Origin of the sequence: Streptomyces sp. NPDC090025 (assembly GCF_044748125.1) — a bacterium.
Lineage (GTDB): Bacteria > Actinomycetota > Actinomycetes > Streptomycetales > Streptomycetaceae > Streptomyces.
In genome coordinates, this window is record NZ_JBIVFL010000003.1 from 433,809 (window position 1) to 450,473 (window position 16,665).

Annotated in this window: 10 protein-coding genes; 2 read left to right on the forward strand and 8 right to left on the reverse strand. The window is 71.4% G+C overall.

The features are described from left to right. Positions 1-71 precede the first annotated feature (71 nt). The 7 genes from pulA to ACIPXM_RS11325 all read right to left on the reverse strand — a co-directional run bounded on the left by pulA (position 72) and on the right by ACIPXM_RS11325 (position 13,584). Positions 72-5,444, reverse strand: a complete 5,373-nt coding sequence (gene pulA, locus ACIPXM_RS11295; RefSeq protein WP_401654449.1) for a pullulanase-type alpha-1,6-glucosidase — start codon at positions 5,442-5,444, stop codon at positions 72-74. 31 nt (positions 5,445-5,475) lie between these two features. Further along, entirely contained in the window at positions 5,476-7,167 is a 1,692-nt protein-coding gene (locus ACIPXM_RS11300; protein WP_401654451.1) for a carbohydrate-binding module family 20 domain-containing protein, read from the reverse strand. Between the two features lie 174 nt (positions 7,168-7,341). Next, on the reverse strand, positions 7,342-8,457 hold the full coding sequence (locus ACIPXM_RS11305) for a LacI family DNA-binding transcriptional regulator (RefSeq protein ID WP_401654454.1): 1,116 nt from the start codon (positions 8,455-8,457) through the stop codon (positions 7,342-7,344). After that, positions 8,445-10,169, reverse strand: coding sequence for a glycoside hydrolase family 13 protein (locus ACIPXM_RS11310; protein ID WP_401654456.1), 1,725 nt, complete (start codon positions 10,167-10,169; stop codon positions 8,445-8,447). The genes ACIPXM_RS11305 and ACIPXM_RS11310 overlap by 13 nt, the downstream gene beginning before the upstream one ends. 104 nt (positions 10,170-10,273) lie before the next feature. Beyond that, complete coding sequence (locus ACIPXM_RS11315; RefSeq protein ID WP_401654798.1) at positions 10,274-11,065, reverse strand: sugar ABC transporter permease; 792 nt, start codon at positions 11,063-11,065, stop codon at positions 10,274-10,276. Positions 11,066-11,220: 155 nt separating this feature from the next. Beyond that, complete coding sequence (locus ACIPXM_RS11320; RefSeq protein WP_401654458.1) at positions 11,221-12,243, reverse strand: carbohydrate ABC transporter permease; 1,023 nt, start codon at positions 12,241-12,243, stop codon at positions 11,221-11,223. 63 nt (positions 12,244-12,306) lie between these two features. Then, positions 12,307-13,584 (reverse strand): extracellular solute-binding protein, encoded by a 1,278-nt coding sequence (locus ACIPXM_RS11325; protein WP_401654460.1) that lies wholly within the window; start codon positions 13,582-13,584, stop codon positions 12,307-12,309. A 514-nt stretch (positions 13,585-14,098) separates the two neighbouring features. On the opposite strand from ACIPXM_RS11325, the gene ACIPXM_RS11330 reads away from it, so the two are divergent. Further along, positions 14,099-15,133, forward strand: a complete 1,035-nt coding sequence (locus tag ACIPXM_RS11330) for a LacI family DNA-binding transcriptional regulator (RefSeq protein ID WP_401654462.1) — start codon at positions 14,099-14,101, stop codon at positions 15,131-15,133. 115 nt (positions 15,134-15,248) lie between these two features. Continuing rightward, positions 15,249-16,193: a phosphatase PAP2 family protein gene (locus tag ACIPXM_RS11335; protein ID WP_401654464.1), complete on the forward strand. Its 945-nt coding sequence runs from the start codon at positions 15,249-15,251 to the stop codon at positions 16,191-16,193. Positions 16,194-16,212: 19 nt separating this feature from the next. Here the strand turns inward: ACIPXM_RS11335 and ACIPXM_RS11340 are convergent, their stop codons facing one another. Next, the gene (locus tag ACIPXM_RS11340) at positions 16,213-16,662 is read right to left on the reverse strand and encodes a hypothetical protein (protein ID WP_401654466.1); all 450 of its coding nucleotides are present in this window, start codon (positions 16,660-16,662) and stop codon (positions 16,213-16,215) included. Between the last annotated feature and the right edge of the window lie 3 nt (positions 16,663-16,665).

The following is a 16,665-nucleotide window of genomic DNA, read 5'->3' on the forward strand; positions in this document are numbered from 1 at the left end:
CTTGGCCGGGCGTCCGAGGGTCGCACAAGGGGCCGTCCGCCGAGCGGACGGCCCCTCCTGGTGCGTCCGGTTCAGCCGCGTGCGGCGGAGCGCGCGGTGAAGACGGCGACCGTGCGGGCGGGGACGGTGAAGGTGCCCGGTCCTGTGGCGTACGAGGCGGACTTCACCACCGGGTCGGCGCCGGTCGCCTGCACGGGGTGCAGCCGGTAGCCGTGTCCGGCGAGCGCCGGGACGGTCTGCGCCTGGGTGTGCGGGGTGGCGTTGAGGACGACGACGAGGTCGCCGAGGCGCATGGTGAGCACGCCGGGGGTCTCGTCGGGTCCGGACAGCGGGAAGGACAGGGTGTCCTGGACCTGCCGTGCGGTGGCGAGCGAGAAGGCGGGTTCGGTGGTGCGGATGCGTTGCAGGTCGCGGTAGGCGGCGGAGGTCGCGTCGGTCTCGGCGCAGCCCGCGCGCAAGGCGGGGTTCGCGAGCAGCGGGGTGGCGTAGGGCCACTTGGTCCGGTTGTCGGCGGCGGGCGGCAGTCCGCGCCCGAAGCCGTTACCGGCGCCGTCGGCCTTCGCGCAGTCCCAGTGGATGGCGTTGAACCAGTCGCCGCTGTCGTACGAGTTGCGGTCGAGGGACTTGGAGCGGAGCAGGTCGCTGCCCGCCTGGGACAGGGCGGGGCCCTGCGAGAGGGTGGCGGTGGCGAGGGCGACGACCTGCGCCCGCGCCCGGTCGGCGGGGCTGGTGGACGGTGGGAGCTTGAAGGCGAGGGCGTCGTACAGGGTCTCGTTGTCGTGGGCGTCGGCGTAGGCGAGGGCGTCGCCGGGGGCGGCGGCGTAGCCGGCCGGTGAGCCGTTGTAGTCGACGTCGGCGCCGGTGACGGTACGGCCGGAGGTGTCGGTGAAGCGGTAGCCCGCGAGGTTGCCGGTGAGGCCGACCTTGATCAGGTCCTGGTAGTGGAGCAGCCGGGCCTTCTGCTGGTCGGGGGTGCCGTTGGCGGGTGAGCCGTTGGGGTCGGTGAAGAGGCCGGAGGCGAAGCCCTGGACGCGGGGGTCCTCGTCGAAGGGGCCGCCGCCGCGGACGGCGTCGCGGGCCCGGTCGGAGAAGGTGGCGATGCCGGTCCCTGCCATGTTCTTCTGGGTGGCCTGGACGAAGCGGGCGTCGTCGGCGATCTCGCCGAAGTTCCAGCCCTCGCCGTACAGGACGATCGCCTTGCCGTCGACGCCGTCGCGGGCGACGGTGAGCGCGTCGAGTGCCTTGCGCACGGCGAGGATGTTGGCCTTGGGGTGGTGGCCCATGAGGTCGAAGCGGAAGCCGTCGACCTTGTACTGCTTGGCCCAGGTGACGACGGAGTCGACGACCAGTCTGCCCATCATGGCGTTCTCGGGCGCGGTGTTGGCGCAGCAGGTGGAGGTGGCGACGGAGCCGTCGGCCTGGAGCCGCTGGTAGTAGCCGGGCACGATCCGGTCGAGGACGGACCTGTCGGACTGTCCGGCGGCGACGGTGTGGTTGTAGACGACGTCCATGACGGTGCGCAGGCCCTGGCCGTTGAGGGCCTGGACCATCCGCCGGAACTCGACGGTGCGGCGGGTGCCTTCGGGGTCGGTGGCGTACGAGCCTTCCGGCACGGTGTAGTGCAGCGGGTCGTAGCCCCAGTTGTAGGCGTCCTTGGCCGCGGCCGCGGTCACGCACGCCTGCTGTTCGGCGGAGTCGGGCGCGTACACCTTCAACTCGCAGGCGGGCTGGGTCTGTTCGGACTTCTTCTCGGGGATGGTGCCGATGTCGAAGGCCGGGAGCAGGTGGACGTAGGAGGTGCCGGAGCGGGCGAGTGCCGCCAGGTGCTTCGAGCCCGCGCTGCCGAGGTCGGTGAAGGCGAGGTAGCCGCCGCGGTGGGCGGGGTTCGCGGTGGGGTCGGCGATCGAGAAGTCGCGGATGTGCAGCTCCTGGATCTGGGCGTCGCGCAGCGGCACGGCGGCGGGCTTGCGCAGTGCGCGCCAGCCGGGCGGGGCGAGCGTCGGGTCGGCGAGGTCGACGGCGAGGCTGCGGGCCGAGTCGGTGGTGAGGGCGGTGGAGTAGGGGTCGGTGACCCGGTTCTCGACGAGCCGTTGGACGGTGGGCGCCCAGACGTTCACCACGTACCGGTACGGCTTGCCGGTCCACGCCTTCGGGCCGGTGACCGACCAGACGCCGGAGGTGTCGTCGCGGCGCATCGGGACCGTACGGCCGTCGAGTTCGAGGGCGACGGAGTGGGCGGTCGGTGCCCAGACGGCGAGGGTGGGGCGGCCGCCCCGGAACACCGGGCCGAGCGCGGTGCGGCTCGCGGCCGTGGCGTACAGGTCGTCGAGGACGCCCGCGGTCTGCACACCGGTGGCGGCGAGCAGCGCCCCGTTCGCGGCCCGCTGGGTGGCGAGGAGCTGTCCGCGCAGCGAGTCCCGGATCCGGTCGGCGTCGCGCGGGTCGACGGTGAACGCCGGATGGTCCTTCAGGTGCGGGTACGTCGCCTTCTGGGCGTCGGTGAGGGCGCCGGGGCGGAGCCGGAGCCAGCGGCCCTCGTCGCTGAGGGCGCCGTCGGTGACGGTGATCCCGCCCCGGGCGGTGCCGGGCGCGTACACCAGCTGCTGGCTGGTGGCGTCGGTGGCCTTCACCTTCCAGACGACGGTGGTGCGGTCGATCCACTGGGCCTCGGCCTTGCCGAGGTCGAGGTCGGGCGCGGCGCCGGTGGTCGGCAGGAGGTAGCCGGGCTGTCCGCCGAGCAGCCAGACCTCGTGGCCGTAGGTGGCGAGGTCGAGGGACTGGTCGGTGGGCAGGTCCTTCTGGTCGCCCTTGTGGAGGATGTAGGAGAGCGTGGTGGCGTCCTCGGCGAGCGGCACCTCGTAGACGGCGCCGTACGCGTCGAAGCGGGCGGGCATGAGCGGCTTGGACCAGTCGGTGGGCTGGGCGGCGCCGGTCCACAGGTGCAGGCCCCAGCCGTCGTACGCCCCGTCCGGGCGCTGGTGGTGCAGGACCACCTTGCGCTTGTCCTGCGGCACCGGGGCCGGGTTCGTGTCGGACTGGCCGTCGGCGCCCTGGGTGATCCAGACCTCGCCGGTGCGGGCGAGGACGACGCTGCGCCGCGGCCCGTCGGCGGCGCCGTTCTTCTCGACGGTGTACGGGACGGTGGCGGCGCCCTCGGGGACCTTGACCCAGGCGAACGCGCCGTGCGCGTCGCGCCCGGTGAACGCGGCCTCCTGGCCCGCGGCCTTCAGGGTCCAGCCGTCGTAGTCGCCGTCGGCGCGCTGGTAGTGGACGACGGCGTAGGGCCGCTGGACGGCGACGGGCTTCTCGGGCGCCGGGGGCGCGCCGGCCGTGCTGGTGGCGAGGGCGCTGGCGGTGCGTCCCGTCGGGTCGACGGCGACGGCCTTGTAGCGCAGGGCGGTGCCGGCGGGGGCGGTCACGTGCTGGGTGACCTGGTAGGGGGCGTGGTCGGCGGTGCCGAGGGTCTGCCAGCGTCCGTCGCCGGTCTGGGCGGCGAACACGACCCGGTTGAGGCCGCCGCCGGTGACGTCGGCGGTAAGCTCGACGGTGCCGGTGGCTCCGGCGGCGGGGGCCTTGAGGGTGACGGCCGGAGCGGTCGCCGGGGCGGGCAGCGGCCGGTCCGCCTTCAGGACGAGGGAGGAGAGCGCCGGGACGGTGACGGCGACGGCGCCGTTCTCGGCGGTGACGGCGCCCGTCGCCCCGTACAGGAGGCGGAAGGCGGCGGACTCGACCGGGACGCGGACGGTCCTGGGGGTGGTGGCGCTGTTGGTGGCGACCAGGTACTCGGTCTTCTCCTTGGCGTCGGTGCGGGAGAAGGCGTAGACGGAGCCCTCGGCGTACCGCTCCTGCTGGACGCCGTCGCGCAGCGCGGGGTGTGCCTTGGTGAGCTTCGACAGGGCGGCGATGGACCGGTAGAGCGGGTGCCCGGTGTCGTACGCGTCGGTGGCGTGGGTGCGGTCGGTGCCGAGCTGGTCGTCGTCGAGGTAGTCGGCGGTCTTCGAGGCGAACAGGGTCTGGCGGGCGTCCTTGTCGCCGCCCGCGCCGGTGAAGCCCTGCTCGTCGCCGTAGTAGACGACCGGGTTGCCGCGCGAGAGGAACATCAGCTCGTTGGCGAGCCGGGCCCGGCGGAGGAGTTCGGTGTCGTCGGCGCCGGGGTGGTCCTGCTTGAGGAAGGTCCCGATCCGGCCCATGTCGTGGTTGCCGAGGAAGGTGACCTGCTCGTAGGCGTTGGCCTTGTCGGTGGTGTAGCGGAAGTCCTCGGCGAACACCTTGGCGAGCTTGTCGGCCCCGGCGTCCTGCGAGGCGAAGGCGCGGGCGGCGTCCTGGAAGGGGAAGTCGAGGGTGGCGTCGAGCCTGCCGCGGGTCACGTAGGGGCTGGTGACGGCGGGGTCGGCGGAGTAGACCTCGCCGAACATGAAGAAGTCGGGGCGGCCCTGCTTCTCGGCGTAGGCGTCGAGGGCGGTGGCCCACTGGGTCCAGAAGTCCAGGTTGACGTGCTTGACGGTGTCGATGCGGAAACCGTCGATCCGGAAGTCGTGGACCCACTTCTCGTAGATCTTCTTCATGCCCTCGACGACCTCGGGCCGTTCGGTCCACAGGTCGTCGAGCCCGACGAAGTCGCCGTACTCGGCGGACTCGCCGGCCCAGGTCGAGTCGCCCCGGTTGTGGTACATCGTGGGGTCGTCGAGCCAGGCCGGGACCTTGCCGCCGGTCCCGGCCCGTACGACCGGGGTGTACGGGAAGGAGTCGGCGTCCACCTTCGCGCGTCCGGCGGTGTCCGTACGGTCGTCGAACGGGCGCCCGGTGGCGTCGAGGTACGGGTAGGCGCCCTTGGGGCGGTAGCCGTAGGTCTTCTCGGCGTAGTCGACGGTGTCGGCGGTGTGGTTGGTGATGACGTCGAAGAAGACCTTCATGCCCTTGGCGTGGGCGGCGGCGATCAGCCGCCTGAGGTCGTCGTTGGTGCCGAAGTGCGGGTCGACCTGGGTGAAGTCGGTGATCCAGTAGCCGTGGTACCCGGCGCTGGCGTCCTTGCCCTCGCCCTGCACCGGCCGGTTCTTGAAGATCGGCGCCAGCCAGATGGCGGTGGTGCCGAGGCCCTTGATGTAGTCGAGCCGCCGGGTCAGGCCCTTGAGGTCGCCGCCCTGGTAGAAGCCCTTGTCGGTGGGGTCGAAGCCGGTGGCGGTGCGGGAGCCGGTGAGGCCGCCGCGGTCGTTGCCGGGGTCGCCGTTGGCGAAGCGGTCCGGGAGCACGAAGTAGAACTGCTCGCGGGTGAGGTCGTGCCGGGCGGGGGTGGCGGCGAGCGCCCGGTCGGAGGGCGGGGCGGGCGGGCGCGGCGCGGCGGTGGTGGCGGCCGTGGCGGCGCCGGTGGCGGAGGCGGGCAGGACGGGCACGAGGGCCGCGCACAGGGCGGCGGCCACGACGGCCGCCGTTCTCTTGCGTGTCACGAGGGTGCTCCCGGGCAGGGGGACGGCGGCGTCAGTTGCGGAAGGTGTCGTTCAGGACGGTCTGGCCGGTGCCGGGGACGGTCGCGGTGCGGTTGGCGCCGGACTCCCAGGTCACGTTGCCCGCCGCGTCCTTGCGGAGGTACTTGTACTCGAAGGCGGTTCCGGCGGGCAGCGCGACGGTCAGCTGCCAGACCGGGTACGTGGCCGGGTCGAGCTTGACGGCGGCGGCGGGGGCCCAGTTGCCGAGCTCGGGCCGGTTGCCGGTGACGTAGATGTTCTGGCCGGTGCTGGTGGTGGCGTCGACGGCGAACGCGGCGCCGGAGGTGGCGGGTTGCTGGGTGCCGCAGTCGCGGGCGCCGGTGTGCAGGGCGAGCGCGGTGTTCGCGCCGAGGGCGGCGGTGAACTGGCCCGCCGCGTTCACCGTGACCGGCTTGCCGGTCTGCACGTCGCAGTAGCTCCCGGCGGCGAGCGAGGTCTGGAAGGTGCGGGTGAGCGCCGAACCCTCGTGGTTGATCGCCACGTACGCCTTGGTGCCGCGGCCGAACGCGATGGCGTTGCCGCCGTTGTCCCACCAGTCGGTGACGGCCTGGCCGCGCGCGGTGTTGCGGAAGGCGACCATGGAGGAGATCTCGCGCCAGGCGTGCTGGCACTTCCAGCCGTCGCTGTAACAGGCGTTCACCTGGTGGTTGTTCGGGGCGCCCGCGTCCTTGTCGGACCACTCGTAGCCGGAGTGGACGTCGGGGGCGCCGTAGGGCCAGGCGAGCATGAAGACGGAGGCGAGGGTGTAGTTCGCGCCGTCCTTGTAGTTCAGGGTGTCGCCGCCGCGCTCGGTGTCGTGGTTGTCGACGAAGACGGCGGACTGGCCGGACGGCATGTATCCCCACGCCTCGCCGAAGTTCTTCAGATAGGCCAGCTTCTCGTTCTGCAGCACCCGCTTGAGGTCGCGGGCGTAGCGGAACTCCTGGACGTCGCCGTTGCCGAGGTACTCGCTGGGCGAGACGGCCTCCCCGGCGCCGAAGATGGCCTCCTGCTTCCAGTAGGCGGAAGGATTCGTCAGCCGGGACTTGATGTTGGCGAGGTCGGCGGCCGGCATGTGCTTGGCGGCGTCGACGCGGAAGCCGTCGACGCCGAGCGACAGCAGGTCGTTGAGGTAGCCCGCGATCCGGCCGCGCACCCGGTCCTCGCCGGTGTCCAGGTCGGGCAGGCCGACGAGTTCGCAGTTCTGGACGTTGGCGCGGTCCTGGTAGTTGCCGCCGATGGTGGTGCGGCAGTCGTCCATGTCGGCGCCCGAGTAGAGGCCCGGGTAGTCGTACTTGGAGAAGGCGGTGCCGCCGGTGCCGGTGCCGGAGGAGTTCGCCATGTGGTTGACGACGGAGTCGGCGACGACCTTCACCCCGGCGGCGTGACAGGTGTCGATCATCGCCTTGAAGGCGGCGCGGTCGCCGAGCGGTCCGGCGATCTTGTAGCTGACGGGCTGGTACGCGGTCCACCACTGCGGGCCCTGGATGCGCTCCTGGGGCGGTGAGACCTGTACGTAGCCGTACCCGGCGGGGCCGAGCTGTTCGGTGCAGGCGCGGGCCACGGAGCCGAAGTTCCACTCGAACATCACCGCGGTGACGTCCTTGGTGCCGGGCGGTGCGGCCTCGGCGGCGGGGGCTCCCGTGACGGCCAGGGCGGCTCCCGCCACGAGGGCGAGAGCCGCGGCCACGGTCTTTCTGGCCATGAATCCTCCTGTACGACGTCCCTGTCGTAAGAGCGGCTCGCGAGTCCGGCTCGCACATGCGGCTCGCGAGCGGTTCGCAAGAAGTTGCCGAAAATGACAGCAACTCTTTTCAGCCGCGACCGTAGGGGCGTACAGGTGTGCGGTCAACCCTTCCCGCACGAGGAACGCAAAGGATTACGCAAGGAGTTGCGAAGCGGCACGGGACCCCGCACGGGGCCGCGGCGCCACCGCCGGGGACGGCGGCTGCGCGGTCGAGCCGCGCACCACCAGCTCCGGCTGGAAGACGAACTCGGTGCGCTGCACCGGATTCCCCTCGATCTCCTCCAGGAGCGCGCCGACGGCCGCCGTCGCCATCGCCTGCACCGGCTGGCGCACGGTGGTCAGCGGCGGGTCGGTGAACGCGATCAGCGGCGAGTCGTCGAAGCCGACCACCGAGACCTCGCCGGGCACGTCGAGGCCCCGGGCCCGGGCCGCCCTGACCACGCCGAGCGCCATCAGGTCGGAGCCGCACACGATGCCGGTGCAGCCCTCGGCGAGCAGCTGGTCGGCGGCGGCGTGGCCGCCCTCGACGCCGAACAGGGTGGGCCGCACGAGGCGTTCGGCCTCGGCCCGTTCGACGCCGAGCAGCCGGACCAGCTCGGCGGTGAAGCCCTCGGCCTTGCGGCGCGAGGGCACGTAGCGGGTCGGGCCGATGGCCAGTCCGATCCGCTGGTGGCCGAGTTCCACGAGGTGGCGTACGGCCGTCCGGGCCGCGGCCCGGTCGTCGGGCGACACGAAGTTGGCGTCGATGTGCTCGTTGAAGCCGTTGATGAGGACGAACGGCACCCCGCGCTGGGCGAGCCGGGTGTAGCGGGCCGGGTCGGCGGTGGCGTCCGCGTGCAGCCCGGACAGGAACACGATGCCCGCGACCCCGCGCTCCACCAACTGCTCGACCAGCTCGTCCTCGGTGGCGCCGCCGGGCATCTGGGTGCACAGCACCGGCGTGTAGCCGTGCCCGGCCAGCACCTGTTCGATGACCTGGGCGAACGCCGGGAAGATCGGGTTGGTCAGCTCGGGCACCACGAGCCCGATCAGTCCCGCGCTGCGCCGCTTGAGCCGTACCGGCCGTTCGTAGCCCAGCACGTCGAGCGCGGCGAGCACCTTGTGCCGGGTGGCCCCGGCGACGCCCGCCTTGCCGTTGAGGACCCGGCTGACGGTGGCCTCGCTGACCCCGGACTGGGCCGCGATGTCCGCGAGCCGCGGGGCGCCCCCTCCGGCGCCCCGCGACAGGGGGATCGTCACACCGCCCACCACACCGTGGTGTCCGCGGGCAGGGCGACGACATCGGAGCCGGCGGCGGTGGCGGTGGCGGTGGCGGTGGCGGTGGCGGTGGCGGTGGCGATGTCGTCGCCGACCGGGCCGCTGGCGAGGAGGAACCGGCCGGGCAGCGGGACGGAGATGGCCCGGCCGGTGGTGTTGGCGGTGCAGACGAAGCCGTCGCGCCGGAAGGCGAGCAGCCCCTCGGGGGCGTCCAGCCAGCTGACGGTCTCGCCCGCGCCGAGCCCGGGCCGCTCCCGGCGGACGGCGAGCGCCGCCCGGTACAGCTCCAGGGTGGAGCCGGGCACCCCGGTCTGCGCCTCGACGCTGAGCTCGCCCCAGCCGGCGGGCTGCGGCAGCCAGGAGCCGCCCGTACCGAAGCCGTACGAGGAGCCCTCGGCCGACCACGGGATCGGCACCCGGCAGCCGTCGCGGAAGCCGTCCTGGCCGGTGGCCCGGAAGAACGACGGGTCCTGGCGCACCTCGTCGGGCAGGTCGGTGACGTCGGGCAGGCCGAGCTCCTCGCCCTGGTAGAGGTAGGCGGAGCCGGGCAGCGCCAGCATCAGCAGGGTCGCGGCGCGGGCCCGGCGCAGACCGAGCGGCCGGTCGCCGGGGGTGCGCAGCTGGGTGCCGAGGCCGGGCGGGTTGGCGAACCGGGTGGCGTGCCGGGTGACGTCGTGGTTGGACAGCACCCAGGTGGTGGGGGCGCCGACCGGGCGCATCGCGGCGAGCGAGTCGTCGATCACCCGGCGCAGCTCCTCGGCGTCCCAATGGGTGCCCAGGTACTGGAAGTTGAACGCCTGGTGCATCTCGTCGGGGCGCACGTAGTGGGCGGTGCGCTCGACGGTGGGGGTCCACGCCTCGGCGACCAGGACGCGGGCTCCGTCGTACTCGGCGAGGACCTGGCGCCAGGAGCGGTAGATCTCGTGGACGCCGTCCTGGTCGAAGAAGGGCATGACGTCGTTGCCGAGCAGCTTGAGCTGGTCGTGGGCGCCGATGTCGGGCAGGCCCTCGGCCTTGACCAGGCCGTGGGCGACGTCGACCCGGAAGCCGTCGACGCCCATGTCGAGCCAGAACCGCAGGATGGAGCGGAACTCGTCGCGTACGGCGGGGTGTTCCCAGTTGAAGTCGGGCTGCTCGGGCGCGAACAGGTGGAGGTACCAGTCGCCGGGGGTGCCGTCCGGGTTCGCGCTGCGGGTCCAGGCGGGGCCGCCGAAGATGGACTCCCAGTCGTTGGGCGGGAGTTCGCCGTCGGCGCCGTTTCCGGCCCGGAAGTGGTAGCGGTCGCGCAGCGGGGAGCCGGGGCCCTCGCGCAGCGCGCGCTGGAACCACTCGTGCTGGTCGGAGGAGTGGTTGGGGACCAGGTCGACGATGATCCGCAGGCCGAGCGCGTGGGCCTCGCGGATGACGGCGTCGGCGTCGTGCAGGGTGCCGAACATGGGGTCGATCGCCCGGTAGTCGGCGACGTCGTACCCGGCGTCGGCCTGCGGGGAGGCGTAGAACGGGGAGAGCCAGACGGCGTCGACGCCGAGTTCCTTGAGGTACGGCAGCCGGCTGCGGACGCCCGCCAGGTCGCCCATGCCGTCACCGTTGCCGTCGGCGAAGCTGCGCGGGTAGACCTGGTAGATCACCGCGTCTCTCCACCAGCCCGACTGCGTGCCGGTGGCGGTTGCGGCGTCGGCGGGGGCGGCGAGGTGCTGGGTCATGTCTTCCTTGCGTCGTAAGGAACGTGCGGACACGTGGGGACGGGCGGGCCCGCGGAGTGGGCGCGGGCACCGGCGGGCGGGCACGGACGGGCGCGTGCGGCGGGTCAGCCCTTGACGGCACCGGCGGACATGCCGGTCACCAGATGGCGTTGGGCGAACAGGAACACCACCGCGGCGGGGATGGCGATCAGCACGGAGGCCGCGCTCATCGGGCCCCACTGGGCGCCGTACTGGTTGACGAACTTCTGCAGTCCGCCCGCGAGGGTGAGGTTCTCGTCGCCGACCATGAAGGCGGAGGCGTACGCCACCTCGCTCCAGGCGGTGATGAAGGAGTAGAAGGCGGTGACCGCGATGCCCGGCTTGGCCAGCGGCAGGATCAGCCGCCAGAAGGTGCCGAACGGGGTGAGGCCGTCGACGTGTCCCGACTCGTCGATCTCGCGCGGGATGGTGTCGAAGAAGCCCTTCATCATCCAGGCGCAGAACGGCACGGCGATGGTGAGGTACGTGATGACCAGGCCGGCCGCGCTGTTGAGCAGGCCGAGCGACGCCATGATGTTGTAGATCGGCACGATGAGGACGGCGACCGGGAACATCTGGGTGATCAGCAGCGTCCACATCAGTCCGCGCTTGCCGGGGAACCGGAAGCGGCTGACGGCGTAGCCGGTGGTGGCGGCGACGAAGACGCCGATCAGGGTGGTGAGCGCGGCGACCAGCAGCGAGTTGCCGAACCAGCTGAGGAACGGGGTGTCGTTCAGCAGGTTCGTGTAGTTCTCGACCGTCGGTTCCTTCACGAAGTCCGTGGTGGTGGCGTACTTCGCGGGCTTGAGCGAGGTCAGCAGCACCCACAGGACCGGGAACACGGCGATGACGGCGGCGACGACCAGGGTCGCGTGCAGCGCGACCGAGGCGAGCGGTGAACGGCGGCCGCGGCGCGGGGCGTTGGCCTGCCCCTTGGCCTTGCCCTTGCCCTTGGCCGCGGTGTTCGCGCGCGGGGCGGCGGAGCCCGTGGCTCCGGCGCCGGAGCCGGAGCCGGTGGTGGGGGTCGCGGTGGTCACCAGACATCTCCCTGCTTGCGGAGGACCCGCCGGTAGACCGCGGCGAAGGCCATCAGGAGGATCAGGATCAGCACGCCCCAGGTGGAGGACTGCGCGTAGTCGCGCGGGCTGATCTCGAAGGAGAACTTGTACGCCTGGGTCACCAGGATCTGGGTGGCCTCACCGGGTCCGCCGCGGGTCAGCAGGAAGATCACCGGGAACATGTTGAAGGTCCAGATGGTGCTGAGCAGGATCACCGTGGTGGAGACCGAGCGCAGTCCGGGCATCGTGATGTGCCGGAACCGCTGGAGGGCGCCCGCGCCGTCCATCTCGGCGGCCTCGTACAGCTCGCCGGGGATCGACTGGAGCCCGCCGAGCAGGGCGACCATCATGAAGGGCACGCCGAGCCAGACGTTGACGGCGATGACGGAGAACTTGGCCCAGGTCGGGTCGTTGAGCCACGGCACCGCGTCGATGCCGCCGCCCGCCAGGATCTTGTTGAGCAGGCCGTTGTCCTCGTTGTAGAGGAAGCGCCAGGCGAAGACGGAGACGAAGCCGGGCACCGCCCAGGGCAGGATGAGCAGCATCCGGTAGACGGAGCGGCCGGCGATCCTGCGGTTGAGCAGGTTGGCGAGGCCGAGGCCGAGGGCGAAGGTGACCGACACACAGCCGACCGTCCACACCAGGGTCCAGCCGAGGGTGCCGAGGAACTGGCCGCCGGTGAGGGCGTCCACGTAGTTGTCCACGCCGACGAACTCGTACGTCGCCGGGATGTGGTTGACGCCGATGGAACGCTCGACGTTGCGCTCGTTGGCATCGGTGAGCGACAGCCAGATCCCGCGTACCAGCGGGTATCCGATGATCACTCCGATCACCAGCACCACCGGGGCGACCATCGCCCAGGCGTACCAGTGGGTGGCGAGCGAACGCCGCAGCGTGCCCCGCCGGTTGCCAGTTCCGCGGCTCCGGCCGCGGGCGGTGTCCCCGCCCGCGGCCTTCGCCGGCGACTGGCTGCTGGTGCTGCTGGTGTCCAGAGCCATCAGCCGGTCAGCCTTCCTTCCCGCGTCCTCGTCCTGCGCCTGCGCCCGCCGCTCCGGGTCCTGTTACTTCCAGTCCTTCAGGAGCTTGCGGTAGGCGTCGCCCGCCGCCTTCGCCCCGTCCTCGGGGGAGGTCTGGTTCGTCAGGACCTTGGTGTACTCGGTGACCAGCGGCGCGAACAGGCTGCCGGTCTCGGGGATCCAGGGGCGCTCGACGGCCTTGTCGACGACCGGCTTGAAGAAGGTGATCATCTCGTTGGTCGCCACCTCCGTCTTGCCGTAGACCGAGGTACGGGTCGGCAGCAGGCTCAGGTCCTTGGCGACCTGCGCCTGGACCTCGGGCGAGCTCATGTACTCGACGAAGGCGTAGGAGGCGTCCATGTTCTTGGAGCCCGCGTAGACGGCGAGGTTGTGGCCGCCCTGCGGGGCGCCCTGACCGGCCGAACCGGCCGGGACCGGGGCGATGCCCAGGTTCGCCTTGTCGGCGAACTCCTTGCCGGTGTAGGTGTCGGCGACGGCCCACGGACCGTTGATCATCATGGCGACCTGACCGTCCTTGAAGGCGGTCTGCATGTTGTTCCAGCCGTCGGTGGCGTCGGTCTTGGCGGCGCCGGAGTCGACCAGGTCCTTGACGACCTTCAGCGCCTTGACGCCCGCCGGGTTGTCGACGGTGACGGTCTTGGTGTCGGCGTTGACCAGGTCGCCGCCCTCGCCGTACAGGAAGGAGAGGTACCAGTAGGCGTCGTCGCCGCGCAGGTAGAGGCCGGTCTTGCCGGTCTTCTGCTTGATCTTGGCGGAGACGGTCTTGAGCTCGTCGACGGTCTTGGGGACCTCGACGCCGGCGTCCTTGAAGATCTTCTTGTTGTAGAAGATGCCCATGGAGTCGATGACCTGCGGCACGGCGTAGGTCTTGCCGTTGTACTTGGTGGACGCGGCCGCCTGCTTGAGGAAGTCGTCCTGGTCCTTCAGGGCGGCGGTGCCGTCGAGCGGGGCGAGGTAGCCGAGGTTCGCGAAGTCCGGGGTCCAGGCGACCTCGGAGCGGATCACGTCGGGGGCACCCGCGCCGGACTGGGCGGCGTTCTTGAACTTGTTCTGCGCGTCGCCGAACGGCACGTTCACGTACTTGACGGTGACCTTGGGGTGCTTCTTGGTGAAGTCCTCGGCCAGCTTCTTGAAGACCTTGTCCTCGGAGCCGACCGTCGAGGTGTCCCACCAGGTCACGGTGCCGGAGAGCTCGCCCGAGCCCTTCGAGCCGCCGCCGCCAGAACCGCTGTCGCTTCCGCACGCCGCCAGGGTCACGCCCAGGGCGGCGACCAGCGCGGTGGCCGCTATGCCACGCCGCATGTGAACTCCTTCAGATGTCCCGGCTGGACGAGGGTCTGGAACACCTTCAGGACAAGGGTCAGGAACCTTCTCAGTGCGACCGCTCCCTCGCGGCGCGCCGGGTTGCCAGGAACGTAACAGGGATGAAAACGCGCCGAAAGACCTTGCTGGAAATTTCTGCAAGATGCGGTGATCGTTACATCCACGTGTCCCGAAGGTTGCCGTCAGGGCGCTTGACAGGGGTTTCCGGGGGCGACCGGGGGCGCTCGGCGGGCCCCGGTCGCCTTGCGTACCCGCTGGAATCCCGCATTCCGCCGCAAGATCTTGCGCAAGGGGCGCGCGGGAGGGTTTGCGGGTGGCCCGTGGGTGGGTCCGTGGGTGGGTCCGTGGGTGAGTTGCAAGGACGCCTGCAAGAACGTTGCAAGGGGCGCGGGCGCGCTGGGCACGGTGCTCACGGCGGGCGCGGTCGGCGAGGGGCCGCAGCGGGGCCGCGTTCGGTGGGCAATCCGATCCGTGACCGGTACAGTCCACTCTCATGACCGCGCGGCTCGCCGACATCGCAGCCCAGGCGGGGGTCAGTGAAGCCACAGTCAGCCGCGTGCTCAACGGCAAGCCCGGTGTGGCCGCGGCCACCCGTGAATCCGTGCTCGCCGCACTCGACGTGCTCGGCTACGAGCGTCCGGTACGGCTGCGCCAGCGCAGCGCGGGCCTGGTCGGACTGATAACCCCCGAACTGGACAACCCGATCTTCCCCGCGCTCGCGCAGGTCATCGGGCAGGCCCTCACCCGGCAGGGATACACCCCGGTGCTCGCCACCCAGACCCCCGGCGGGTCCACCGAGGACGAGCTCACCGACATGCTGGTGGAGCGGGGCGTCTCCGGGATCATCTTCGTGTCCGGACTGCACGCGGACACCACCGCCGACACCACCCGCTACGACCAGCTGCGCGGCAAGGGCGTCCCGTACGTCCTCATCAACGGTTTCTCCCCCAAGGTGCAGGCCCCGTTCGTCTCCCCCGACGACCGGGCCGCGATGGTCCTGGCCGTGACGCACCTGGTGGCGCTCGGGCACACCCGGATCGGCCTCGCGGTCGGCCCGCGGCGCTTCGTGCCGGTGCTGCGCAAGATCGAGGGCTTCCGCAAGGGGATGCGGGAGCGGCTCGGGCTCGGCCCCGAGGAGACCGACGAGCTGGTCCAGCACTCCCTGTACACGCTTGAGGGCGGACAGGCCGCGGCGACCGCGCTCATCGAGCGCGGCTGCACCGCGATCGTCTGCGCCAGCGACATGATGGCGCTCGGCGCGATCAGGGCGGCCCGGGAGCGGGGCCTTCGGGTGCCGCAGGACGTCTCGGTGGTCGGTTTCGACGACTCCCCGCTCATAGCTTTCACCGATCCGCCGCTGACCACCATCCGGCAGCCGGTGCAGGCGATGGGACAGGCGTCGGTACGGGCGCTCCTGGAGGAGATCGGGGGCACCCCGGCGCCGCACAGCGAGTTCGTGTTCATGCCGGAGCTGGTGGTCCGCGGCTCGACGGCGTCGGCCCCGCCGTCCGCCTCCCCCGCCGACTAGGGGACCCTGGGACTGTCCCCATGGCGGAGGTCATTCCTAGGTCGGACAGGGTGCGCCCGTTACCCGTCGGAGGGATGATCTGTCGAGGGGACGGCATCTGGCAGACTCTCTCCCTATGGGTGAAACGACCGTGAAGACCTCGGAAAGCCGGACGACCCCGTCGTCACCCATGGTGGCCGGCGGCTGGTTCTCGCGTGCCCTGCGCGCGCGTACGCCGCGTCGCCCCCGGATCTGGTTCGAGATCCTGCTGATCGCGGTGAGCTACTGGCTGTACTCGCTGATCCGCAACGCGGTGCCGGAGCAGAAGACGCAGGCGCTCAAGAACGCGGACTGGATCTGGCAGACCGAGCACTCGCTGGGCCTCGCCTTCGAGCAGAGCGTCAACCACGCCGTGAACTCGGTGACCTGGCTGATCGTCTCGATGAACTACTACTACGCCACCCTGCACTTCATCGTGACGATCGGTGTCCTTGTGTGGCTGTACCGCTGGCAGCCGGGCCGTTACGCGGCGTTCCGCACGGTGCTCTTCGCGACGACGGGCGTGGCCCTGGTCGGCTACTACCTGTACCCGCTGGCCCCGCCCCGGCTCATGAACGGCCAGCACTTCATCGACACGGTGCTCGTCCACCACACCTGGGGCTCGATGGCCTCGGGCAACCTCAAGCACATGTCGAACCAGTACGCGGCGATGCCGTCGATGCACATCGGCTGGTCCCTGTGGTGCGGCGTGACCATCTTCCTGCTGGCCAAGGCCCCCTGGGCCCGCATCCTGGGCCTGCTCTACCCGACGGCGACCCTGATCGTCATCGTGGCGACCGCCAACCACTTCTGGATGGACGCGCTGGGCGGCATGATCTGCCTGGCCTTCGGCTTCACGGTCTCCTTCCTCTGGTACGGCTCCCGCCCCCACAAGCTCCCGAAGCTGGTGCCGGTGGCACAGCCGGTGGCGCAGGGGGGCCCGGCCGGTTCTCCGGGCGACGAGCCCGCCCCGGCGGCCGGAACGCCTGCCGGAACGGCAGCCAGGGACGCGGACCACCAGCGGGTCGGCTCCGGCAACTGACCCACTGGGCGGGCGGGCGTCACGGGCGGCCGTGGACGTGCCGTCCCGGATGCCCGGCGAACAGCGCGCAGGCGCCTTGCCTGGGTGTACGGCCGCGCGCGGCGCAGTCGCGCAGCTCGATCAGCTCCACATCCTCCCCGACTGCCGCAGCGCCGCCTGCCCAACGAGCCCAGAGCGCCGGTCCCGGCAGCAGGGAGTCGAGGACGGCGAAGTGCTGCCCGCGCGGGTGCTCGTCGAGCGCGCAGTGGACCACCCTGTCGAGCGCGGGATCGCCGAGGCGCCGTACGGCGGCGTCCAGTAACCGCAGGGGCAGCCGCAGGGACGCGGCACATCGAGGGCCAAGACAGCGCGGGCACGCGCAGGCGGGGTAGCGGCCGGGGTCGGACAGGAGCGGGGCGAGCGCGTCCACGGCGACGGAGGTGACCGGCCCCCAGGTCTGCCCGGAGTCGCGGGAGACGCGCAGGGTCATCCG